Source organism: Legionella busanensis, from assembly GCF_900461525.1.
GTDB classification, from domain to species: Bacteria; Pseudomonadota; Gammaproteobacteria; order Legionellales; family Legionellaceae; genus Legionella_C; species Legionella_C busanensis.
In genome coordinates, this window is the sequence record NZ_UGOD01000001.1 from 477,581 (window position 1) to 503,983 (window position 26,403).

Genomic DNA, 26,403 nt, shown 5'->3' on the forward strand with positions numbered 1-26,403 from the left:
TTTTATAAGCTAAACTTTATTTACAGTGATTCTGTTAAAGATTAAAAGGCATGAAATTAAACATTTACCATGTTTGCTTGGTAACTATTATTATTAATTAAATAAAATAATCGCAGCCATAAAAAACCACTAATAAGAATTAAAAATCCTGCCATAAACAAAGTGTAATTAGCGTGATTTTTAAAAATATAATTATAAATAAGCGGCAACATAAACCCGCCAAAAATTTGTGGCAAAGTAACACTAATGTTAAAAATTCCTAAATAAGTTCCTGTTCTATCTTTTGGCAAATATTTAAGAACGATAACATAGGGTAGAACTACCAAGCTTCCCCAAAAAATCCCAATACATGTACAACTAAAAAACATACTAGCGGGCGTAGTTTTAAAGCATATTAAAGAGATGCCTAATCCACCTAATAGTAAGGCTGTACCATGTATTTTTTCACTCTTAACATATCTCGACAAATGGTAAACAATTAACGTAAAAACAAGACTAACGTATAGATAAAGAGAAAAGTAATAAGATACATCTAGGCTTACTTGATGCATGATTGCTTTATAGTGTTCGGAATCACTAATTATAACATTCCTAGGTAAATGATAAACTTGTTGGGCTAAACATAAACTAAAGTACAACCAAAAAGTAAATATACCAATCCAAGCAATACAGTTAATGGTTAGGACTTTTAAAAAAATAGGATGGGTATTTTTAATTTCTGTTTTAATTGATTTAGCTTTAAAAAATAATTCCTTAACTAAAGAGATAAATAAACCTTTGGTTATTGGTGCATCCCGGGTAGGTCTTTCTTTTGTTTGCCTAAAAAAGTAAAACAAAGTAATCAATAGCAATATACCAGTAAATATATAGCCACCTACTAAATTGGAAGGGATAAAATAAGCGCCACTTAGATTACCTTCACTGTCGCTACCTATAAAGATTTTTTGAATTGCGTTAGGTAAATAAGCACCAAAAACCCCACCTAAACCTGAAAAGAAAGCAAAGATTGAAAAAGCACGGGTACGCGTTACGTTTTCTTGAAAAAAATCGGCAGTTAAAGCACGTAAACCCTCAACACTACCATTAATGCTACAATCAATTAAAAATGTAAACCAAACAATATAAATAATCGAACTTGAAAGAGGTAATAATAAAAAAGAAAAAGCAGCACAAATTCCCCAGCCTATAATATAGGGTTTGCGTTTACCATAACTTGTAGAACTGTTATCGCTTAGATAGCCCACAATAGGCTGAATGAGCATCCCAGTTAAAGGCGGAATTAACCATAATAATGGAATAGATGCATCACTTGCACCAACAAATTTTAATAAGACAGTTAAATTAGAAAGTTGAAAGGTAAAGCAGAAATTAATAGCAAATGCTAATAATGCTAGACCTATATATTTCAACTTGAAAATTTTTTCCATCCAGCAATCCCTTGACTGTTTCAATTTTTAAGATAGGGTAATAAGTAAAATTATTCAACTATTTAGGCCATTTTAAAAATAGAAAATTGAAAAAAAATTTTTTATGCCTGTGATTTTAACACTATGTTTAGGAATGGATGCCATGTTAAAAACAGAAAAAAACCCGGTGATGGATATAAATCAAAATAAGCAAGAAATAGTTGGATTAAAAAGAGTATGGATTAGCAATGTTTATCCTGAAATAGATAGCGGAAAATTTCCAGCTAAGCGGATTATTAATGATATTGTCACGATTGAAGCTGATATTTTTTGTGATGGTATTGATGAGATTCAGGCCATTTTACTTTATAGACATGAAGAAGATAAAGTTTGGCAACAAACTTATTTTTCGCCTTTAAATAATGACCGTTTTCAAACATCCTTTACTGTGAGTAGATTAGGCAATTATTTTTATAAAATTCAAGCTTGGGTTGATGAATTTAATACTTGGAAGAAACGCTTTTTTAAAAAACTTGCTTTCAAAGATGATATTGAGGTTGAAAAATTAATTGGTACTGAATTGCTTAAGCGAACAGACCGAGCTGCTGCATCCGATATTGTTCAATCCACATTAGAAAAACTTACAGTAACAAAGCAACGGGCTCAACTTGAGAAATTATTAAATAATAAAAAATTAATTCAGTGGGTACAAAAAGAGTTAAAACCTAATTTTATTACTACATATCCGCATGAACTATCCATTACAGTTGATCGTGAAAAAGCACGTTTTAGTACTTGGTATGAATTATTTCCACGCTCAGTTACAGATAACCCAAATCAACACGGCACTTTTAAAAATGTTATAAATTATCTACCAACGCTTAAAAGAATGGGTTTTGATGTTATTTATTTGCCTCCGATCCATCCAATTGGCACTACAAATAGAAAGGGTCAAAATAATAGTATAAAGGCAGTAGAAGGTGATCCAGGTAGTCCATGGGGAATAGGCTCTTCGCTTGGTGGCCATAAAAGTGTTCATCCTGAACTAGGCACCTTAGACGATTTTCGTCAGATGATAAAACGAGCCAAGGAATTAGATATTGAAATTGCGCTGGATTTTGCTTTGCAGTGTAGTCCTGATCACCCTTACTTAAAGGAACATCCAAATTGGTTTAAACATCGCCCAGATGGCACCTTACAATATGCAGAAAATCCTCCTAAAAAATATCAAGATATTTATCCGCTTGATTTCGCCACAACTGAATGGCAAGCCATGTGGGAAGAGTTTAAATCGATTATATTATTTTGGATTAAACAAGGCGTTAAAATATTTCGTGTCGATAATCCACATACTAAACCTTTTATTTTCTGGCAATGGTTAATAAAAGAAATTAAAACATTACATCCTGATGTACTGATGTTAGCAGAAGCTTTTACGCGACCAAAAATTATGTATCAATTAGCAAAAGGTGGTTTTTCGCAATCCTATACTTATTTTACCTGGCGAAATACGAAAGAAGAATTAGTAGAGTATTTAACTGAATTAAATTCACCACCGATTGTTGATTTTTTCCGTCCTAATTTTTGGACAAATACCCCTGATATTTTGACTGAATTTCTACAAAAAGGTGGACGCCCAGCTTTTATTATTCGCTTTATCTTAGCTGCAACATTAAGTAGTAATTATGGGATGTATGGGCCTGCTTATGAAAATTGTATTAATGAACCTTTACATGAAGGTTCTGAGGAGTATTTAAACTCAGAAAAATATAGTATTCATCAGTGGCAAGAAGCTAAAGATAATATTAGCGATATTATTGCGCAAGTGAATGCAATTAGAAGACAACACAAAGCGTTACAAAATATGACCTCGCTTCACTTTTATTCTACCGATAATCCAAACCTGATTTGCTACAGTAAACATACTGTGGATAACCATAATATTATTATGGTTGTGGTTAATCTAGATTATCAATATAAGCACTCAGGATTTGTTGATATAAATTTTGAAAAATTAGGCATTAAAGAAGGGCCTTTTAAAGTTCAAGATTTATTAACAGACGATGTGTATACCTGGCATAACGGACGATGTTATGTCGAGTTAAATCCAGAGAAAGATCAATATGCTCATATTTTCCAGGTAAGGAAGTAATAATAACATGACAGAGTTAACACAAACGGAATGGTATAAAGATGCAGTCATTTATCAAATTCATGTGCGTAGTTTTTATGATAGTAATGATGATGGCATTGGCGATTTCAAAGGATTAATTCAGAAATTAGATTATATTGAGTTTTTAGGCGTTAATACCATCTGGTTATTACCCTTTTATCCTTCACCATTAAAAGATGAGGGTTATGATATTGCTGATTACATGAGTATTAATCCCATTTATGGCACGCTTAGAGATTTTAAAAAATTCTTAAAAGAAGCCCATGCAAGAAATATCCGAGTTATTACAGAATTAGTTATTAACCATACATCGAATCAGCATGAATGGTTTATTAAATCACGCTCAGCTAAGCCAGGTTCTTATTGGCGTAATTTTTATGTCTGGAGTGATACAGCTGAAGAATATTCTGATGCACGTATTATTTTTAGAGATTTTGAACCGTCTAACTGGACTTGGGATCATATTGCTAATGCCTATTACTGGCATCGATTTTATGCTCATCAACCTGATTTAAATTATGATAATCCTGCTGTCCAAAAAGAGATTTTTAAAATTGTCGATTTTTGGCTAGGTTTAGGTGTGGATGGTTTACGTTTAGATGCTATTCCTTATTTATTTCAACGTGAAGGCACCAATTGTGAAAATTTACCTGAAACACATGAATTTTTAAAAAAATTAAATCGCCATATTACATCAAAATTTGAAAACCGGTTTTTATTAGCAGAAGCTAATCAATGGCCAGAAGACGCAGTCAATTATTTTGGTAAGGGAGATGAGTGTCAAATGGCTTTTCATTTTCCTTTAATGCCTAGAATGTATATGGCTGTACAGATGGAAGATAGATTTCCCATCATTGATATTATTGAGCAAACACCACCTATCCCTCAAAATTGCCAATGGGCAATTTTTTTACGCAATCATGATGAATTAACATTAGAAATGGTCACGGATGAAGAGCGAGATTATATGTATCGTATGTATGGCCAAGACCAGCAAATGCGCATTAATTTAGGTATTCGCCGCCGCTTAGCGCCATTAATGGGAGGTGATCGAAGAAAAATAGAGCTTCTTAATGCATTGTTATTTTCTATGCCTGGAACACCTGTGATGTACTATGGGGATGAGATTGGTATGGGTGATAATATCTATTTAGGCGATAGAAATGGGGTAAGAACGCCTATGCAATGGTCTAATGATAATAATGCTGGCTTTTCTAATGCGACGCCACAAAAATTATATTTACCCGTGATTATTGATCCCGAATACAATTATCAAGCTGTTAATGTCAACCTACAACAGCAAAATTCGCAATCTTTATTATGGTGGATGAAAAGATTAATTGAAGTGCATGGTTTATATATCGCTTTCAGTCGAGGCACTATTGAGTTTCTAAATTCTGATAATACTAAAATTCTTGCTTTCTACAGAATATATAAAGAGCAAGTTATTTTAGTTCTTATCAACTTATCGCGCTTTACGCAAAGTTTTAAACTAGATTTATCTAAATATGCCAATCATTCTCTAACTGAAGTTTTTGGTAAGTCATCTTTTCCAATTATTACAGATATCCCTTACTTTTTTGTGCTCTGCCCATATGGATTTTTATGGTTGGAAATTAATAAGCCTGATACCCAACACAAAATAGCTGCTACTCATAAACATGAAGTCCTATCAATTAAAGATAAATGGTGCGATTTACTCGCTTCTTCGGAGAAGAAAAAACTAGAAAAAATTTTGGCGCATTACTTAGTTGATTGTCGTTGGTTTAGAGCAAAAAATCATGCTATTGCTAAAGTAGCAATTACCGATAATATTTTAATTAAAAATTCAGCGACTCCCGTTTATCTTCTATTGGTGAATGTAGAATTTAATGATAAGGAGGCTGAACAGTATTTTATGTTTATTACAGCAGAGACAAATGAAGATAACCTTTATGCTTCTGATCAACCTGCTAAAATCATTTGCTCTCTTGTCGACAAAAATAAAAAAATTTCTTATTTAATCGATGCTATGTACTCACTAGTTGCTTGGAAAGAAGTTTTTCATCTGTTTAGTGCTAATAAAATATTGGCCGGTGCTAATGGTAATCTTGAAGTTAAAGCAAATGGTCTTTATAAAAAGATTGTTTCCCATCAGGATGAATCAATTGAAATTAAAGCCTTAGCTGTTGAGCAGTCTAATACTTCTATTTTATATGGTAAAACAGCACTTTTAAAAATATATCGACGTTGTGAATTTGAGGAGAATCCAGAAGTTGAAATTAGCCAATTTTTAGCTCAACAAAAAGATTTTAAATCATCAAAAATTGCTTGTACTTTAAAGTATCATTATAAAAATAAAATGATGACAGTTGGAATTGTGCAAGAATACATTCCTAATGAAGGTAATGCTTGGGAATATACAGTTAATTCTATTGCTAATTTAATCGAGCAAATGGATCTTTCTATACCAGCAAAGATTACAAGCTCTCGTGTGTATCCTTGGCAAAAAATTATTCCATCGTTACCAAAAGAAATTGTAGAGTCATTAGGTTTATATGCTCATACAGTCATTATCTTAGCAGAGCGTACCGCACAAATGCATATTGCGTTAGCAGCAGAAACAGATAATAAACATTTTGCTACCGAGAACTTTAGTTTATTTGATCAGCGTAGTTTATATCAATCTTTACGTAATGCCTTTATTAAAACATCCGCGCTATTTAAATCAGCTACAATTAAACTCGATGATGTTTTACAGAAAAAAATTAATAAATTCACAACAGACAAAGATTTATTATTAGATCAGGTAAAGGCTATTTTACGTCATAAAATTGGTGGTAGAAAAATTCGTTGTCATGGTGACTATCACTTAGGCCAGATTCTTTATACAGGTAATGACTTTGTTATTATAGATTATGAAGGTGAGCCTGGTAGGCCCTTATCCGAAAGAAAAATTAAACGCCCACCACTAAGAGATGTTGCTGGAATTTTACGGTCATTTCATTACGCATTATATACAGTATTAAACAACAAAACGGTTTTTTCTACTGCACATCATTTTGATGCGGAAGAATGGTATTGTTGGATATGTCATTTATTTATTAATACTTATTTAGAGTATCCCGGTATTAAAAATTTAATGCCTAAAGAAACAGAATGTTTTGCGCTATTGCTTAAAGCCTTTATGTTTGAAAAGGTATTACATGAAATTGAATATGAAATAAATAATCGGCCTGATTGGTTGTATGTGCCCTGTAAAGGGTTAATTCAGCTTCTGGAGTGAAAATTCAGCATGGATAAAACAAACAATGATAGTTCGCAAAAAGCACTCTTAGATTTAGCTAGAGATGCAGGTATTTTGCTTTCTTATGAAGATGCCTGGAAAAAAAAGGTAACAGCAACCCCTGAGGTGATTATATGTCTTTTAAATCGCTTAGGAATACCTATAGAAAAAATTGAACAGGCGCCTGAATTTTTAAAAAAATCAATTGAAAAAAAGGTTGCTGAAAAAATTGATAAAAATATTGTTTTTTGGGACGGCAAAGCAAAAGAAATACCTATTTTTTTAACTCAAGATGAAGTAAAGGCGCAACTTGTTTACGTTATCACTTGCGAAGATGGTTCCTTAATTAAGGAATCTATTGATCTTGATAAAATTAAATCAAAGCGTAAACAAACTCATGGTGTAAAATATATAGAAAAATTAATTCGTATCCCTGCATTACCAATAGGCTACCATCATTTAAAAATAACATTACTCTCAAAAAAATATACAAGCTTGTTAATTGCAGCACCAACAAAATTTTATACTCAAAATATTGTTAAAGAGCCGTGTTACGGTGTGTTTGCTCCAATTTATGCGCTTCATGATGAATTTACTAATAAATGTGGTGATTTATCGACGTTTGCCCACTTTTCTCGCTGGTTAGCTGAGCAAGATACTAAAATTGTTGCAACAATGCCTTTTTTCGCCAGTTTTTCTGAAAGTCATTGTGAGCCTAGTCCTTATTCGCCGGTAAGTCGCTTATTTTGGAATGATTTATATCTTAATTTAAATCATATTGTTAATGACATAGAAGAAGATAAGCAATGTGAGATTGACGAGATATTAAATGATCAAAGTTTAGTTAATTATCCTGTAGCTGCAAAAACAAAACGACAACTATTTACAAAACATATTGAATCCTTTTTAGCCGATACTGAATTACAAGAGGCGCTTCAAGTTTATCGAGAAAAATGCCCTCTAATTGAGCAATATTCTTTGTTTAGAGCAAAAAATGAAGTAGATAATCAAACTTGGCACGCATGGACTGCTAAAGATAAAAAAGGTAAATTAAAATTAAATGCGGACTTAGAAAAATATTATTATTACCATCTCTTAGCGCAGTGGCAATTTGATAAACAATTAAAATCATTTAAGGAAGAACTTAATCAGCGTGGCCAACTTCTTTATTTAGATTTACCTGTGGGTGTTCATAAAGATGGTTTTGATACTTGGTATTTTCAAGATAGTTTCTTAGAGGGTATTAGTATTGGTGCACCTCCTGATCCTGTTTTTAAACATGGTCAGAATTGGGGTTCTCCGCCCTTAAGCCCTGAAACCTTAAAGAATACCCACTTTAACTACTTTATTTTAATGCTACGGAATATTTTTCAATATGTAGATATTTTGCGTATTGATCATGTCATGGGTTTTAATCGCTTATTTTGGATTCCTGATAATTTTCCAATTGCTGAGGGTGTTTATGTGCAATACCCGGCAGAAGAGATGTATGCCATTTTATCAATTGAGTCTAATCGCTACAAAGCATCTATTATAGGTGAGAATTTGGGTTGTGTTCCGCCTATAACAGATGAAATGATGCAACAGCATGACATGATTCAAATGAATATTACTCAATATTTATTAGAATCAAAATTGCCGCTTGAGCCTCTGAATGAATTAATGCTTACTAGTTTAAATACGCATGATATGCCAACTTTCTTTGCATTTTGCCAAGGTTTAGATATTGAAAAAGATAAAGAGGAAAACAATCTACCTTTAAAAGCGTATCATGATGCTATTCAAACCCGGAAAAAGCAAATTCTACGCTTACGAAAAACATTAACTAAGCATCAGCTTGATGAAGATAATTTGCTTGAATCAAGCATTAAATTCCTTGCTGCAAGCAAAGCTAAAATTTTCATTATAAACATAGAAGACTTATGGCAAGAAACTAAATCTCAAAATATACCGGCTAGTGGGCCTGATAAACCTAATTGGCGTAGAAAATTTGCTTATTCCATTGAGCAGATTAAAACAATGTCTTCAGTAAATCATCTCTTGCATATGATAAGAAAATTAAGGCCAGCAAGAGCTAAAATTGCTAAAAAGCCTAAACAGTTCTCGCTTATAAGTAAGGATGATTTGTATTTATTTAATGAAGGAACACACTATCAACTTTATGATCATTTAGGCGCTCATTATATTGCTAAAAAAGGAATAAAAGGCGTTTACTTCGCAGTATGGGCGCCTAACGCGCATTATGTTTCTGTAGTAGGAAGTTTTAATTTCTGGCATCGTGGTGAAAACCCTATGTCCACGGTTGATGACTCTGGGATTTGGGAGGTTTTCATTCCCAATGCGAACCCGGGTGATTTATATAAATTTTATATTGAATCAAAATATCATCACTATTGGGCAGAAAAAGCAGATCCATTTGCATTTTTGCAAGAGGTGCCGCCAAACACAGCTTCTATTGTTTGGCATTCTAATTATCAATGGCATGATGAAACATGGATGAATAAACGGGGGGAACATCAACGTCTAAATGCGCCTATTTCAATTTATGAAGTCCATTTAGGTTCTTGGAGGCGAGTACCAGAAGAAGGGGGGCGCTTTTTAAATTATCGCGAACTTGCACCGTTGCTTGCTGAGTACGTTTTAAAAATGAATTTTACCCATGTTGAACTTCTGCCAATTATGGAGCATCCTTTTTATGGTTCCTGGGGGTATCAAACACTTGGGTATTTTGCACCAACTGCACGTTATGGTAGCCCTGATGACTTTAAATATTTAGTTGATTATCTACATCAACATAATATCGGTGTCATACTTGATTGGGTACCTTCTCATTTTCCCAATGATGAGCATGGTCTAGCTTACTTTGATGGTACTCATTTATTTGAGCATAGCGATCCTAGAAAAGGATTTCATCCTGATTGGAAAAGTGCCATTTTTAATTATGGTCGCCATGAAGTGAAGTCATTTTTAATAAGTAGCGCTTTATATTGGTTAGAGCAATATCACATTGATGGTTTACGTGTTGATGCTGTTGCTTCTATGTTGTATTTAAATTACTCGCGTTCTGAAGGCGAGTGGATCCCTAATGTGCATGGTGGGAATGAAAATTTAGAGGCAATTGATTTCTTACAAAATTTAAATAAAACAATTTATCATTATTTTCCTGATGTTCAAACTTTTGCTGAGGAATCGACAGCCTGGCCTGGGGTTTCACGGCCAACTTATATCGGTGGCTTAGGATTTGGTTTTAAATGGGATATGGGGTGGATGCATGATACGTTATCTTATCTGCATCTTGACCCTATTCATCGGCGCTTTCATCAACATCGTTTATCGTTTCGGATGATTTATGCATTTAATGAAAACTTTACTCTTTCATTATCGCATGATGAAAGTGTACATGGTAAAGGATCTTTGTATTCTAAAATGTCAGGCGATGAATGGCAGCGTTTTGCTAATTTGCGTTTATTATTTGGCTACATGTTTGGCCTTCCGGGTAAAAAATTACTCTTTATGGGTAATGAGTTTGGCCAAAGGAGTGAATGGAATCATGAGGTCAGTATTGACTGGCATGTTTTGGATTGGCCACTCCACCAGGGCCTACAAGCTTGGGTTGCTCACTTAAATAAACTTTATAAAGAGGAGCGAGCCTTACATGACTTTGATCATGAATCAGCTGGTTTTGAATGGATTGATTGTGAGGATGCGCATAATAGTATTTATAGCTTTTTACGCAAATCAGCAAAGAGTGAACTAATATTAATAGTATTGAATTGTACGCCTGTAACTCGATTTTTTTATCGGATTGGTGTTCCAAAGCAAGGTAAATGGAAACTCATTGCATCAAGTGATGCAACACAATATGGTGGATCAGGCAATCAAGACAATCTATTAGATACAGAAAAGCACCCATTTCATTATAGGGATTATTCAATTAGCCTGACGCTACCGGGCATAAGTGTGAGCTTTTATAAATGGATAGAAAAATAACACGGACAATAGGTGCGAACCTGGCTCTAGATGGCTCTTGCACATTTCGCGTATGGGCCCCTTTTGCAGAGCATATGCAAATCAAAATCTTTCCTCAACATGGAACAGCTTATTATTTAGAGATGCATAAAGGCGAAGATGATTATTTTGAACTTATTACCTCGGATATCACCGCAGGCGATCGTTACTATTACTGTTTTGCAGACAAAGAGCTACCTGATTTAGCTTCTGATTATCAACCTGAAGGGATTCTTGGACCATCCGAAATTATTAGTAAAAAAAAGCCTAGGCCCTGGAAGGCTACGTTATTAGCGGATTATATTATTTATGAATTGCATGTAGGCACTTTTTCTGAAGAAGGTAAATTTACCGCGGTTATTCCTTATTTAAAAGAACTTAAATCACTGGGTATTACTGCACTTGAACTTATGCCAATTGCACAATTTCCAGGTGATAGAAATTGGGGCTACGATGGCGTGCTTCCTTTTGCGGTCCAAAATAGTTATGGTGGGCCGCAGGGTTTAAAGCAATTAGTAGAAGCATGTCATGAGTTAGAGATAGCCGTTATTTTAGATGTGGTTTATAACCATTTAGGGCCAGAAGGAAATTTTTTTAATGAATTTGGCCCTTATTTAACAGATAAATATAGTACGCCTTGGGGAAAAACCTTAAATTTTGATGGTGAATACAGTCACTATGTACGTAATTATTTTATTGAGAATGCGCTTCATTGGTTTTCTGAATATGGTATTGATGCACTACGCTTAGATGCATTGCATGCTATTGTCGATACATCTGCTTATCCTTTTTTAGAGGAACTTGCTGATAGGACAAAAGCTTTATCTAAAGCACTAGGACAAGAATTTTATTTAATTGCAGAAAGCTGCGCTAACGATCCGAGGCTGATTAGAACGAAGGAAGAGTATGGATTTGGTTTACATGCTCAATGGAATGATGACTTTCATCATGCTTTGCATACCCTTCTTACTAAAGAACGTGAAACTTACTATCAAGATTATGGTGATATAAAACATTTTCTAAAAGCCTATCAAGAAGGCTATGTTTATTCAGGTGAGTATTCTCCATTTCGTAAGCAGCCACATGGCGTGAGTTCTCAAGCTATTCCGGGCGATCGCTTCGTTGTTTTTATGCAAAATCATGATCATATTGGTAACCGCCCTACAGGCGATCGCTTAACGCATATTCTATCAACGGCACAGCTTCGGTTTGGAGCGGCTCTACTCTTTTTCTCTCCTTATATTCCACTAATTTTTATGGGAGAGGAGTATGGTGAAGTTGCACCATTTCAATATTTTATTAGCCATACGGATGAGCAACTGATTGAAGCAGTACGGCAAGGACGCCGGCAAGAATTTGCATTTCAAGAGCATGTTGAAGTACCTGATCCCTATGATATTAATACTTATCAGCAGAGTAAGTTAGATCATGGACTTAAAAAGAAACATGAGCATCAGCGTATGTGGCGCTATTATCAGCGATTGATTCAAATTCGCCGTAATCACCCAGCTTTGTTTGAATTAAATAAACATAGCTTATCTTTTGAATTGTTTGAAAATGAAAGATTATGGGTCATTAAACGAACAAATAAACAAAATGAAATTCTACTAATTGCTAATTTCTCAAATGAGAATCTTAGTTATGAGAATCATATTAAGCTTGCTGGATTAAGGCTGCTCTTAGACTCTTATGATTATGAGTCAACAATTGTCGATTATCAACAAGGCAGTACAGAACTTAAACCATTTGGTATCTTACTTTTTGAAAGGATAACAGAAAGTGACTAATAAATATCTTTGTATACATGGCCATTTTTATCAACCACCACGTGAAAATCCATGGTTAGAGGCTGTAGAAAATCAAGAATCAGCAGCACCTTACCATGATTGGAATGAGCGCATTACCGAGGAATGTTATGCACCAAATGCTGCGTCTAGAACTCTAAACTCAGAAGGAAAAATTACTACTATTTCTAATAATTATGAAAAAATTAGCTTTAATTTTGGGCCTACGTTACTTTCTTGGATAAATGAAAAAAATCCATTATTGCTGCAGTTATTACGTGAAGCAGATACAAAAAGCCAAGAGCGCTTAAATGGCCATGGTAATGCGCTTGCACAATCTTACAATCATATCATTATGCCTCTTGCTAATTCGCGTGATAAATATACTCAAATTTATTGGGGAATTAAGGATTTTGAATATTATTTCGGCCGAAGCCCAGAAGGTATGTGGTTATCAGAAACGGCAGTTGATTTAGAAACACTGGATATTATGAGTGAGCTTGGTATTAAATTTACAATCCTTGCTCCCAACCAATTACAGCATATTAGGCGCCTTAACAGTGACGAAGAATGGTACGATGATTTCACCATTGGGACACCTTACTTACAGCATCTTCCTTCTGGTCGAACGATTACTCTTTTCTTTTATGATGGTGGTGTGTCTAAAGCAGTTGCCTTTGAAAAATTATTAACGCACGGCGAAAATTTTGCTCATCGCTTATTAGATGCTTTTCCCCCCGAATGGACCGCAAATACATTGATGCATATTGCTACTGATGGCGAGACTTACGGTCATCATCATCCACATGGCGATATGGGACTTGCTTATGCGCTTCATTATATTGAGCAGCAAGGTGAGGTTGAAATTGTAAACTATGGTTATTTCTTAGAAGCTCAACCTCCTGAGTTTGAAGTAGAAATTTGGGAACATTCTTCTTGGAGTTGCGCGCATGGCGTAGAACGCTGGAAAAGTAATTGTGGTTGTAATAATGGTCAAGGCTGGCATCAAGAATGGCGCGGCCCCTTGCGTCAAGCGCTAGATTGGTTACGGGATGCATTAATTCCTGCATTTGAGGAAAGAGTGGGTAATTTGGTAAACGATCCTTGGGCGGCTAGAAATGATTATATTGAAGTTATCCTTCATCGTGATAAACAAAATGAATTTTTAGCAAAACATGCAAAACGAAAATTAAAACAACATGAAAAGGAAAGTGTTTTAAAATGGATGGAACTACAACGCCATGCTATGTTGATGTATACAAGCTGTGGTTGGTTTTTTGATGAGTTATCTGGCATTGAAACCGTACAAATTATGAAATACGCTGCTCGTGTTATTCAGTTACATACTGAATTAACAGGCGAAAGCTTTGAAGAGACATTTATTGAAAAACTAGCGTTAGCGCCTTCTAATTTTACGCACTTTAAAAATGGCGCTCAACTATACAATATGTTTGTCAAACCACTTAGTATCGATTTGTTCAAGGTATCTGCGCACTTAGCTGCAAGCTTACCGTTTATGGCTTATGAAGATAAGGTGGTTATGTATTGCTATGAATGTGAATTAATTAATACGCAAAAAACAATTGAGGGTAAGACACAATTAATTAGCGGTGAATTAATAGTCACTTCAAAGTTAACATCCGAATCTTTAAGAGTTTGGTATTGGCTTTTTTATCAAGGCGATCATAATCTAATATGCGCAATTAAGCACCCAGATGCTTCCTTAGAACACATAGGTAAAACATTACATGAAGTATTTATTACGGGTGATATTTTTCAGGTTGTAAAGTTATTTGAAAATTACTTTGGTGAAGAGACTATTTCTTTACGCGACTTATTTTATGATACAAAATTAAAAATCACAGAAGACATTTTATCCACCTCTTTAGCAGATTTGGAATTAAATTACCGGCGCTTCTTCGATGATAATGCACCGATGATTAACTTTATTTCTGATATAAGCATTGAATTACCAAGAACAATTAAAAGTGCGCTTAATTCATTAATTAACAGCGATATAGTGCATTTCTTTTTAGGCCCTAATCCTAATATTGAAGATTTAGAATCCATCTTTGATAAAGCGCAACGCTTGCGTGTTCGGCTAGATAAAGAAACTATTGGGTTTCATGCTAATCATATGCTGCATGATAATGCTATGATGATTGAACATCATATTAATGATAAAGATTTTTTACACTATCTAATTAAATTAGTGGCTTTTGTAAAAACAATGCCGGTAAACGTTAACTTATGGCATATGCAAAATGAAGTATATAAGTTATTGCAGGAAAATGAACAAAATCAGAAAAATCCTCTTTTAACAGAATTAGCTAGTCAACTCGATTTGGAGATCGAATATGCGTATTCCACTAGCCACGTATAGGGTGCAACTTAACAAAGATCTTCCTTTTGAGAAAGTTGAGTCTCTGTTAGATTTTTTTAAAAAGTTAGGTATTTCTGATATCTATACTTCACCTATTTTGCAAGCACAACCTGGTAGTACACATGGTTATGATGCAACGAACTATGAAGAAATAAACCAGGATTTAGGAGGCTATGACGGGTTTAAACATTTTTGTTTAACATTACAAGAAAAGGGTTTAAATCTTTGTGTGGATATTGTACCCAATCACATGGCGTCTACGGAACATAATAATTATTGGCAAGATGTTCTTAAAAAGCGAGAGAAGTCAGATTTTGCTTTTTTATTTGATGTTAATTGGACTCATTCAACGCAGGATAAATTAGTATACCGCCGCTTTTTTGATATCAATGAATTAGTTTGTATGCGAGTTGAAGATCCAAACGTCTTTGCTAAAACGCATCAACTACTTTTTTCTTTAATTAAACAAAAATTAATACAAGGCCTACGAATTGATCACATTGATGGTTTACGCAATCCAGCACATTATCTCAAATCTTTAAAAGAACATACCGCTTCTGATTTTTATATCGTTGTAGAAAAAATATTAGGCTTTGCTGAAACCTTACCAGAAACATGGTTAATTGACGGGACAACTGGCTATGATTTCTTAAATCGTTTAAATCAAGTTTATGTAAAGCCAAGTGGCTTAAAAAAAATTATTGCCTCTTATGGCTCATTAACTCAATCCACAAAGACAGTTGAGCAAATTCGTCAAGAAAGTATTATTTTAGTGCTTGAAAAATTATTTAATACGGAATTCCAAAATCTGGTTACTGCATTACAGGAATTAATTGGTGAAAAAGATCACGAAATAGGTATTATCTTGTTGCAAATTTGCGCTTTAATGCCCATTTATAGAATTTACGGCAACCTAGATTTTTACTCGTATCAGGAAAAAGAATTAATCAATAACATTCTTGAAAGAGTAAATACTAAAAGACGTGATTTATTAGAGAAAATCCAACAAGTGCTGTTATTAGACTTTGATGGCAATCAAGATGAGCAAAAGCAACGTTGCGCTAAATGGTTAAGTAATTGGCAAGTGTTAACCGGTCCCTTAATGGCTAAAGGGTTTGAAGATACAACATGCTATAGGTATAACGCTTTCTTATCCTTAAATGAAGTGGGAAGTGCGCCAGAATATTTTTCAAGAGCAGGCGATCTTCAAGATTTTCATTCTTATAATGCACTTAAACAAGAAAAATGGCCTAATAGCTTAAATACGACTTCAACACATGATACAAAACGTAGCGAAGATATGCGGGCCAGATTAAATGTCTTAAGTGAAATAAGTGAAGAATGGATTTCAACGCTAAGACTGTGGATGGAACAAAATCAGTCTAAAAAAGCCATAGTAAACCAGCAATTAGCGCCAGATAATACTGATGAAATAATGCTTTATCAAACACTAATAGGAATCTGGCCGTTTAATGGTATTAATCAAACCTTAAAAGAGCGTATAAATACATTTCTAATCAAAGCGTTAAGAGAGCGCAAATGTCATACAACGTGGTTTGCGCCCAATGAAGCTTATGAAAAGGCTGTTATTAATTTTTTTGAATCGTTGTTTGATGATCCATGGTTTTTAAAAAGCTTTACCATGCTACAAAAGAAAGTGGCTTTTTTTGGTATGTATAATTCATTGTCTCAAGTTGTTTTAAAAATAACATCGCCAGGCGCGCCTGATTTTTATCAAGGATGTGAAAGTTGGTGTTTTAGTTTAGTTGATCCAGATAATCGTAGTTTAATTGATTATAATCATATTACCTCTTTATTAAGTGAAGAGCCGTTACCTGATTTATTAAAAACGTGGGAAGATGGACGAATTAAATTAAACACCATGCGTAAGCTTTTAGAAATAAGAAATCGCTTTAAAAATGTTTTTATGTATGGCAAATATATTCCTTTAGAAGTTCAAGGTAACCTAGCGAAACATGTCATCGCTTTTGCACGAGAATTTGACAATTCTTACATTGTTGTTGTTACTTTACGTTGGATATCTCAATTAATAAGTCCTTTTACATCTTGGTCTAATTTGGCTTTTAATCAGGATGATAAAATCATTTTGCCTAAAATGTATAATCGAGCATTTCATTCTCTTTTAACAGGTGATGAAATTTTAAGTACAGACGACTCTATTTTGATGGCTGATGTCTTAGAAAAATTACCGTTTAATATTCTTTAAGCACTTAGCAAATGAAATTATTGTTAACAAATTGCTAGGTTGATTTTACTTAGCAAAACCTTGTTAGCAACTATGTTTTTTAAAGAAAGAAATTTGAAAGAGTGGAATTAAGTTAACTAATCGTCTACATTATTTTAATTAGTTATATTTCAAGGATGAAATTTATGTTAAAAGAATTAAGAATTTTTTCATATTTAATTATCTTATTTTTTTCTTCTTCTTTAATTGCTGCTGAAATAGAAAAGCCAGTACAAAGTCAACCAAGTGATTTTTCAGTTAAGGTAGAATTTAAAAATAATCAATTAGTCGTAACTAATGCATCTGATAAGCCCGTTAATTTAAACAATACGACAATAAAATTTCATTATTTAGGTAAGGTATTTTCTGCAGTATTGAATCAAAAAGAAGTAAAATTAAATTTATTAGCAATGGATGCAAAAGAATCAGGGGAAGAAGATAATTTATATAATTTAACTATTCAAGAAGGATTAGTATTAGCGCCTCATGAATCACTTAGATTTAAGCTAGTTACAGACAACAAAGATACGCCTCATCGTTTTCAATTAACAAAAGTATCTAAAGATGCGCTTGCAATAGCAACTGGCACTTTGCAGTTGACTTTGCAAAGTACACCTCTAGAAGGGCTTCGTAATCCTGTCATTACTGTGGAAGGATCAGGTGTGACCCGCACAAAAAGAGTTACTTGGGGTACTACTTGGGAGGTAATAAAATTACCCCCTGGAGATTATAAAGTTTCAGCGACAGCAGTTCATAATAGAATTCAATTTTATGAATTCAAACCGATTACTGTAACTATTGCTGCTTCACAGGTCATCTCTAAAGAGCTTTTCTTTGAGCAAGCACCTACTACGCCCGTTAAAGTTACATTAACGAATGCGCCTATTGCTAGACCTTTAATTACTTTAACAGGTGCTAAATATACTATCCCTAAATACGTATACAATAATACGATAATGAATTTACCTGCAGATACTTATAAAGTAACTTCAGATATAAGTGGTTATTCTGTTTCTTATACACCTAACCCTTTGAAAGTTCCTGACGCTACTACCTTAAATATTGTATACACTGCGATTAATCAAAATACGGGCCGTAATATTACATTTGTAAATCAATGTCCGTTTCCTGTGTGGTTTGGATTTATTAGTGGTGCAACACCTAACCCGCCTGGAAGATCATGTAACAGTGATGCAGATTGCCAAGCTGGCTCTACCTGTGTGAATCGTGGCGCTGGTGGTAATCAATGTTTTTGGAAAAACCCAGCCCCTGCCGACAATAATTTTAGATTAGCTGCAAATGGCGGCACTAATGTCGTGCAACTGCCAAGATACCAAAATAACTTAGGCGCTATCTGGAGTGGCGCTATTGCTGGGAGAACAAATTGTACAGCAGCTGGGTGTGAAACTGCGAATTGTGGTGGTGGTACCGGCGCATGTCCTGCAGGACGCGGTTTTGAGCAACCGGCAACGCAAGCTGAAATTACTATGGGTATAAACTCGCCTGATTTTTATGATGTTGAAGTAATAAATGGTATGAATATCCCTGTTCAAATGTCACCGGTACTATCAGGGCCTGCACCTGCTAACCCTTATGACTGTGGTAGTCCGGGCGCTGTTACTTCATCAAACTCTATGGGCGCTTGTTCTTGGGCAATGAATCCACCGGTAGTTGAGAATAATTATGTAAGGGCAGGCGGTAATGCATGTTCTTCAAATGGTGATTGCCAGGCGCCTAATGTCTGTGGATTAAGTTTTAACCCTGGTAAGAATCCATTGTTACAAAAAACTTGTGGTACTCGTATTGGATATTGGACTGCAAATCAAGTTTGTGGTATGCAAAATAGTTATGGTGCGCCCTTTAATTGCAGAGAGGTTTTACCACCGCCACAACAAAATTTAACCCTAACAAATCTTTATCAATGCACCCAAGTTGGTTCTTGTTATCAAGATGGGGCCGCAAGTACTTGTTGTGGTTGTGCTAACTGGGATCAATTAGGGATACCAGTGCCAAATGCTACTTACACTAAGCAATGTGTTAACCAAAATCCAACTTGGCGTTCTAAAGTGTTGCCTACGTTACAGTGGTTAAAAAAGGCATGTCCTTCTGTTTACACCTATCCTTATGATGATATGAGTAGTACTTTCATTTGCCAGATTAATAATAGTTCAAACATTAATAGTGTGAATTATACGGTAACATTTTGTCCAGGTGGCAAAACAGGTGGTGTAACTGGAAGTTAAAAGATATTAAACGCCTTGCAATATCTCCTAAAAGAGATATTGCAAGTTGTTTACCTAGCCAAAATTTGCACTAGCTTCTATAATATACCCATTCAAGTTGAAAGAATTGATTGAGCGGGTAATGGCGTGAACTTAAGGATGTTGTCATTTCCGCGCAGGCGGAAATCTATCTTAGTACTTGCACTGTGCTTGCATAGAGATGGATTCCCGCCTGTGTGGGAATGACAGAGCTGTTTTTAAGTTGACGCTATTAATTGAATAGGTAAAGCTCAGCATTTATAGAAAAATATTTTTTTAACGATATAAAATAGAGAAAAGCTCTCCTATAAAAATCACTTGTATATCGAAAGATTGTCTTCTAGCGATATCCTCTTTATGATCAGAGCTTTTATCTCTTTAATTGCTATTTAATTATCTAGGATTTTCATGAAAAAGATTATTCTCACCGGGGATCGACCTACTGGGAAATTGCACTTAGGGCATTATGTTGGCTCTCTAGCTAATCGTATTAAGCTCCAAGATGAATATAATCAATTTGTAATGATTGCAGACACGCAAGCGCTTACTGATAATTTTGAAACGCCTGAGAAGATTATTGATAATGTTTATGAAGTTGCCTTAGATTACTTAGCAGTTGGTATTGAACCTACTAAAAGTACAATTTTCATTCAATCTCAAATTCCAGAACTTGCTGAATTAACGACTTACTACTTGAATTTAGTAACGCTTGGCCGCTTAGAGCGTAATCCTACTGTCAAAGCAGAAATTCAGCAAAAAAATTATGATCTATCCATTCCGGCAGGATTTTTTTGTTACCCAGTTAGTCAAGCTGCTGACATTACTGCATTTAAAGCAGAAACAGTTCCTGTTGGTGACGATCAAGTGCCTATGATTGAACAAACGAATGAAATTGTTAGAAAGTTTAATCGTATTTACAATACTGATTGTCTTAAAGAGGCTAAAGCTATCCTTAGTAAGACGCCACGTTTAGTGGGAATTGATGGGCAATCAAAAGCCAGCAAGTCGTTAGGAAATGCGATTTTTCTTGCTGATAATGCGGAGGAAGTTAAACGTAAAGTTTATATGATGTTTACTGATCCTAATCATTTGCGAGTGAGTGACCCAGGTCAGGTAGAAGGTAACGTCGTATTTGCTTATTTAGATGCTTTCCACCCAGATAAAGAAGAAGTGAATGCCTTAAAAGCTCATTATAAAAAAGGTGGGTTAGGAGACTCTGTGATTAAAAAATTACTCACCCAAACCCTAGAGAATTTATTAGAGCCCATACGGGAGAGACGAGCGTCTTTAAAGCGCAATGAAGTACTTGATATCCTTATCACAGGTACTCTTGCGGCAAGAGAAGTAGCTAAAACAACGCTTACGGAAGTAAGAGATGCAATTGGCTTGCGTTATTTTAATTAACGTGAGTTCGACAAAGAGATGAAGGCTTTTTTAGGTCGCTAAACGAACGTTATCCTGTAAAATGCGAAGCATTTATACAGGATCTAGATTAAATATAAATAAGTTCTGACGTAAAGAAGGAAAGCTTCTTTATCGCTAAACTTTTAGCAAAATTTATTAGGAAAAGGATGTTCTTACGTGTAGTTATTCTTTTAGCATGTTTAAATAATACTGTATTCTGTTGGTCTGCTTGTACTTTTAAAGATTCAAGTAATAATACAGCACCTACCACCCATGATGCTTTGCGATTAATCATTGAACAAAGCCAAGATTGTCCAACGGATGTTTTTGCTTTACGTGCTCTTCTTAAAAATAAACAATTAACATTGCATACGACCCTAGTCGCAAATCGTGGCTTCCACAATCCAAGCCTTGGCAGCTTTAGTCTATTTGAAATAGTTACAGGACATGTAAAGGGATTTCCTATCATTGAATCTGGTGAATTTTTCTTTGGTCATTTTACTGATATTGATGAACAAAATCGTTTAATTGCAAATCAGGCACCTACGAAAGGTGCTTTAATGATTGAAGCCATTGCATGGGATTATCAAAAAAGGTTATTTAATTTTTACGAGTTACGTGGTGATGGGGAAAAAGGGCAGTGGTTTTATCGTGGTAATTCACTAGATATTTTTGCTGATAATAAAAAACTTCATTTGCAAAGTGATCCTCTTCATCCCCAATTTGGTCAAAGGCTTCGTTGTTCAGGATGTCATGGCCAAGGGGGGCCTATTATGAAGGAGATATATAATCCTTATAATGATTGGTGGACACAAAATAGGCCATTAGATTTTGGCGGTAGAAAACCTGATGATAATTTGTCTGCAATCTTAGTCAATTTAGTTTCAGCAGAAAAATTAGCAGAGCATGTTAAAATAGGTATAAACAAACTTACGCAAAATTTCTCCTATGATCATTTAACCTGGCAAGAGCAATTAAGACCGTTATTTTGTCCGGTTGAAATTAATTTTATATCTGATAATTTACCTAATGATTTGGGTCAAGCCACCATTACAATTTCTGGTGATTTTTTCATTGACGCAAGGTTATTGCCGGCAATAAAAAATAACTCAATTATTATTTCTCGTAATTATTATCAGGCAGCGCTCACTAAGGCCATGAATCATTTCCCGGAAACCAATCAGCTAGATGCAGATCATGCTTGGCTTACGCCCATAAAATCACTATCTGATCAATTAACAATACAAAAGTTAGTTGATAGAGGCTTAATTACTGAGAAGTTCGTTGCTGATATATTAGCTATTGATATTACCAATCCAGTTTTTTCAAATAAACGTTGCGCTCTTTTAAGTTATATTCCTAAAACTTATTCTTCAAATTGGCTTAATATTTTTATTAATAATCTTAATCATAGTAAAAATCAAACTGCCAAAGAGCTATTAACGAATATTATGGATATCACCCATACCAAAGAATTTTATCAAAAGAATGCCGAAAGAATTATTAATCAATGTCAAAAAAAATTAAATAAGCAGCACAACGTTGAAAAATTATATGCACTCTTAGCACAAAGACGAATAGAAATTAAAGCGTCTGAAATTTCAGCTAATCCGTTAGGACAAATTCTAGAGCCTGGTTTCCGAATTATTTTTCCAGAAAATAATTTAGCATCATTACCTGGACAATTGATGCTGGATGAGGACTGTAACATTAGCGCTCTCTATTAAAGGCCAAGCCAACGAATAAACTGCTTGGTAGATTTTAAGCTAATAAAAGATTGAGTATCAAAATAAATATTATATACTTTGGTATCACCATTCTCTATTAGAGATGTACTGTTAAGTCGCACATCTTTTGCTTTCCCTAAAAGAATAATTTTCATTTGCGTTTGATAATACCCACGATTCATTTTGACTTCTGGAATAACGAAATAAACTGCATTTAAATCATCTTTGTTAGTATTAAGAAGAATATTATTAGTAGCTATTAACGTTTTAAATTCAGATCCATTAAGAGCTACATATTCAGTATTATTAATTTGTCGGCGTAGCATTCTAGAAAGGGGGACTTTAATTTGAAAGAGGCGTTCATAGTTATCTGCTGTAATTGCTAAAATAGGTTCGTTTTCCTCGCGTTTATTATTTTTATTTAAATCAGCAAAAAGTATTTCTTCTTTAGGAATACTATCTTCATCTGGTTTTAGCTCAGGGAACAGCTGTGCATCAGCCGCTATGGTTGAATGATTATCACAATTTAAAAATTTTGATTTCGCAAACCACTTATCATTGGGATAATAAATGACTAATAATGCTTTATCTTTGATAGTATTAATAATCGCTTCACTTAAATGTTCAGGCAATGCCGGGCAACCCCAACTACGGCCCGCTCTACCATATTTTTTTATAAAATCTTCTTCAACATACCAACCCGGATGTATAACGATAGCGCGTCCTGCGGCATTATCATTAAAACTTTGATCTAAACCTGTAAGTTGCAAAGATAATCCTTCGCGACCTCGATAAGCTTTATCAGTCTCATAAACCCCAATACTGCTTGCTTTACTATTGTATTTATTAGAAAAATAATTAGATAAGAGAGTACCGGAGTTAATACCATGTGAAACATAAGTATGAAAAAGTAACTTTTTCTGGTTTAAATCAAAGACCCAAAGTCTTTTTTCACTAGATGGTAGAGAGTAATCAATGATAGCTAAAACATTATTATGTTCAACATTATATGTTGTTGCACATTTTAAGGTAGTTAATACTTTATTAATAACCGCATCACTTAATAAATAATCCTTATTTTCAAGCATTGCTTTAATATCATTAAATGGATCATTTTGTATATTAGTTTGTACAGTAGGATTAAAAATAGACGTGATCAAACCCATTAAATTATAAGTATTGGCTACTTTTTGCTGGAAAAAATCCAGTGAAGGCATAGCAAAAGAAGCTGATGTAACTGCTAAATATAATAACAGGCCTTTTATCATGAGACTCCCTCATTTCCTTAATAATTTTTAACCCGTTATTACTTAATATAGTCCAAGCTAGCGATTTAATTTTGATTTTTATGAATTTAAATTAATAGGAAGGGTCTTAACTAAGCCATATAAGACCTCTAAGTTGATTACGTAAGTGTATATTTAAATAAAATAATTTAAAAAAAGTCAATTTGTGCGACAATTTAACTAAAATGATTTTTGATAACTTTTTTTAAAAGCTCGGGATTCTTGAGAATAATATCAATAGCAACATGCTAGGCCGCGTTGTGCAAGTCATTGAACAGCTAGATTTTTAAGGAGCACGCAGTTGATAGATACAGAAGTTAACCTTAATCTAGCAAAACGCAAGCCGCAATTTACGTTATGCGCTTCACTAGATTAATAATAACAGCGCTAAATTTAATTAGCCATTTACTATAACGCCTCCATTAGGATGCAAAACTTGACCTGTCATATAAGAAGAGTCTTCAGAAGCTAAATATACATAAGCAGGTGCCATTTCTGATGGCTGGCCCGCCCGTTTCATAGGCACTTGATTGCCAAACTCAGCAACTTCCTCTTTGGAAAAAGTGGCAGGAATTAAGGGCGTCCATATTGGGCCTGGCGCAACAGCATTAACTCTAATCCCTTTTTGCACTAAATTTTGTGAAAGGGAGCGGGTAAAAGCAATAATCGCACCTTTAGTAGACGAGTAATCAATTAAATGATCACTACCTTTGTAAGCTGTTACTGAGGTGGTATTGACAATAGTGCTTCCTTTTTTTAAATGAGGCAATGCTGCTTTTATTACATAAAAATAAGAAAAGAAATTGGTTTTAAAAGTCTCTTCTAATTGCTCACAGCTAATATCTTCAAAAGATTCTTGGGGATGCTGCTCGGCACAGTTATTAACAATAATGTCTAATTGTTTAAATTGTTTAATTGCCTCATGAACAATGTCCTCGCAGGCTTTATACGTTTGTAAATTGCGAGCAATTAAATGACACTGGCCGCCTAATTCTTCTTCAATAATCCTTTGAGTTTCTTTTGCATCTTCTTCTTCATTTAGATAATGGACGACAATTTTTGCACCTTCTAAGGCGAATGCACAAGCCACGGCGCGCCCGATACCGCTATCGCCACCAGTAATTAAAGCAACTTTATTTTTTAATTTATCACTTCCCTTATAAGAGGGGGAAAGATACTCAGGCTTGGGCGTCATTTCTGCTTCGATACCTGGTTGCTGATTTTGATGTTGTGGTGGTTGTTGTTGTTCTTGCATACATCCTCCAATTTAAACAAAAGTTATAAGATGAAGTGATTAAACTGCATCTTATGGGAATATTTAGTTTTCTAGGTTAACTAATTTTTACTTACGGTGAAACATAGCAGATAAGAAAAAACCAAGCGCACTAGCCATAATTAAGTAAGAAAGTGGTCTATCTACGACTTTTTGTATAGCGGCATTAAAGCAGTTTTTAAGGTACTACTAGCATCAGACATGTTATCGCAATGATTAAAAAAATTTAATAAACCCTTAAGCCGCCTATACCAAGATCTACTACTAAAGCAATCGTTATATTTTCTTGCGGTAAATACTCTATTTACTTACCTCATCCCTAAAATAGGTAATCTAATTATTAACTATCTGTAATTAATAATAAACACTAAATTAAGGATAGCAAATTATATAACCATCAATTAAGTTAGATATTTTTATTGTTAATTTAATTAATAATATTAGTTGCGGCTTCAATCCGATTTAGGTAGTAACTTATTAATAATGTGTTTTTTTTGCTCATTTAATATATAATTTTTTTTTTAAAATAGGATAAGAATAATGAAACACAGTATTTTTAAACAAATTCCTTTAGCAGAAAGACCTGAAGTAGTTGGACATCTTAAATTTAATTCAATTATTAATAGAGAAGGTGCTGAAAATTTGCTAGATATAGCTCAATCTGGCGAATATATCCTGCGAAAAAGTTCACTTGGCTCAGACTGTATAGCTTTATCACTCGTCGCTGAAAATATAGCTGATGAAGAACCAATGAAAATTAATTCTAGAAATCTTAATATTTATCATTTCTTGATAGATGCTAAAAACCCGACGCATGATCAGTTTACAAAAGCCAAAGATCCAGTTGAAGAAATAAGGAAATATATTGAATTTGCTACACAAAATAAAGAGTTTATAAGTCCTAAAAAATATTCAATGCTAGCAAATTTAACGTCGAAATTTTCTAAATCATTAACTGTAGAAGAAGAAACGCCTACTCTTAAATTCTAAAAGTAAAATACATCTAAATTATAAATAGAATCTTCAAAATAAACCGGCATATAATTATATGCCATTTATTATTTATATGTTTTCATTATAGGTGTCATGAAATCTACAAATTATTCATGTTAAATGATTTGGAAAGACGATTGTATTACACTACCACTATATTGTGCTGTACAAAATATTTTGTACAGCACAATATAA

Annotated in this window: 13 protein-coding genes; 10 read left to right on the forward strand and 3 right to left on the reverse strand. The window is 34.2% G+C overall.

The genetic code is table 11. The features are described from left to right. Positions 1 to 56: 56 nt before the first annotated feature. Positions 57 to 1,427 carry an MFS transporter gene (locus DYH30_RS02245; protein WP_115330093.1) on the reverse strand — a complete coding sequence of 457 codons (1,371 nt, stop codon included), beginning with the start codon at positions 1,425 to 1,427 and terminating at the stop codon, positions 57 to 59. 142 nt (positions 1,428 to 1,569) lie between these two features. Here DYH30_RS02245 and DYH30_RS02250 point away from each other — a divergent pair, with 142 nt between their 5' ends. The 9 genes from DYH30_RS02250 (at position 1,570) to DYH30_RS02290 (ending at position 22,656) form a co-directional block, all read left to right on the forward strand. Next, positions 1,570 to 3,558 (forward strand): alpha-1,4-glucan--maltose-1-phosphate maltosyltransferase, encoded by a 1,989-nt coding sequence (locus DYH30_RS02250; protein ID WP_207385779.1) that lies wholly within the window; start codon positions 1,570 to 1,572, stop codon positions 3,556 to 3,558. 7 nt (positions 3,559 to 3,565) lie between these two features. Beyond that, on the forward strand, positions 3,566 to 6,844 hold the full coding sequence (gene treS, locus DYH30_RS02255; RefSeq protein ID WP_115330094.1) for a maltose alpha-D-glucosyltransferase: 3,279 nt from the start codon (positions 3,566 to 3,568) through the stop codon (positions 6,842 to 6,844). Positions 6,845 to 6,853: 9 nt separating this feature from the next. Further along, positions 6,854 to 10,834, forward strand: coding sequence for a 1,4-alpha-glucan branching protein GlgB (gene glgB, locus DYH30_RS02260; protein WP_115330095.1), 3,981 nt, complete (start codon positions 6,854 to 6,856; stop codon positions 10,832 to 10,834). Further along, complete coding sequence (gene treZ / locus DYH30_RS02265) at positions 10,819 to 12,639, forward strand: malto-oligosyltrehalose trehalohydrolase (protein ID WP_115330096.1); 1,821 nt, start codon at positions 10,819 to 10,821, stop codon at positions 12,637 to 12,639. Before glgB ends, treZ begins: the two co-directional genes overlap by 16 nt. Further along, complete coding sequence (locus DYH30_RS02270; RefSeq protein WP_115330097.1) at positions 12,632 to 15,019, forward strand: DUF3536 domain-containing protein; 2,388 nt, start codon at positions 12,632 to 12,634, stop codon at positions 15,017 to 15,019. The genes treZ and DYH30_RS02270 overlap by 8 nt, the downstream gene beginning before the upstream one ends. Next, entirely contained in the window at positions 14,994 to 17,246 is a 2,253-nt protein-coding gene (gene treY, locus DYH30_RS02275) for a malto-oligosyltrehalose synthase (RefSeq protein WP_115330098.1), read from the forward strand. Before DYH30_RS02270 ends, treY begins: the two co-directional genes overlap by 26 nt. Before the next feature lie 164 nt (positions 17,247 to 17,410). Then, on the forward strand, positions 17,411 to 19,507 hold the full coding sequence (locus tag DYH30_RS02280) for a thaumatin family protein (RefSeq protein ID WP_160116139.1): 2,097 nt from the start codon (positions 17,411 to 17,413) through the stop codon (positions 19,505 to 19,507). 426 nt (positions 19,508 to 19,933) lie between these two features. Further along, positions 19,934 to 20,929 carry a tryptophan--tRNA ligase gene (gene trpS, locus DYH30_RS02285; RefSeq protein ID WP_115330100.1) on the forward strand — a complete coding sequence of 332 codons (996 nt, stop codon included), beginning with the start codon at positions 19,934 to 19,936 and terminating at the stop codon, positions 20,927 to 20,929. A 167-nt stretch (positions 20,930 to 21,096) separates the two neighbouring features. Continuing rightward, the gene (locus DYH30_RS02290) at positions 21,097 to 22,656 is read left to right on the forward strand and encodes a hypothetical protein (protein ID WP_115330101.1); all 1,560 of its coding nucleotides are present in this window, start codon (positions 21,097 to 21,099) and stop codon (positions 22,654 to 22,656) included. Here the strand turns inward: DYH30_RS02290 and DYH30_RS02295 are convergent. Beyond that, positions 22,653 to 23,924 (reverse strand): murein L,D-transpeptidase catalytic domain family protein, encoded by a 1,272-nt coding sequence (locus tag DYH30_RS02295; protein WP_115330102.1) that lies wholly within the window; start codon positions 23,922 to 23,924, stop codon positions 22,653 to 22,655. The two genes, DYH30_RS02290 and DYH30_RS02295, sit on opposite strands and share 4 nt — an antisense overlap. Positions 23,925 to 24,339: 415 nt before the next feature. Next, on the reverse strand, positions 24,340 to 25,197 hold the full coding sequence (locus DYH30_RS02300; protein ID WP_115330103.1) for an SDR family oxidoreductase: 858 nt from the start codon (positions 25,195 to 25,197) through the stop codon (positions 24,340 to 24,342). Positions 25,198 to 25,755: 558 nt separating this feature from the next. Here DYH30_RS02300 and DYH30_RS02305 point away from each other — a divergent pair. After that, a complete protein-coding gene (locus DYH30_RS02305; RefSeq protein ID WP_115330104.1) occupies positions 25,756 to 26,205 on the forward strand; it encodes an SH2 domain-containing protein in 450 nt (149 codons plus the stop codon). The last annotated feature ends 198 nt before the right edge of the window (positions 26,206 to 26,403 follow it).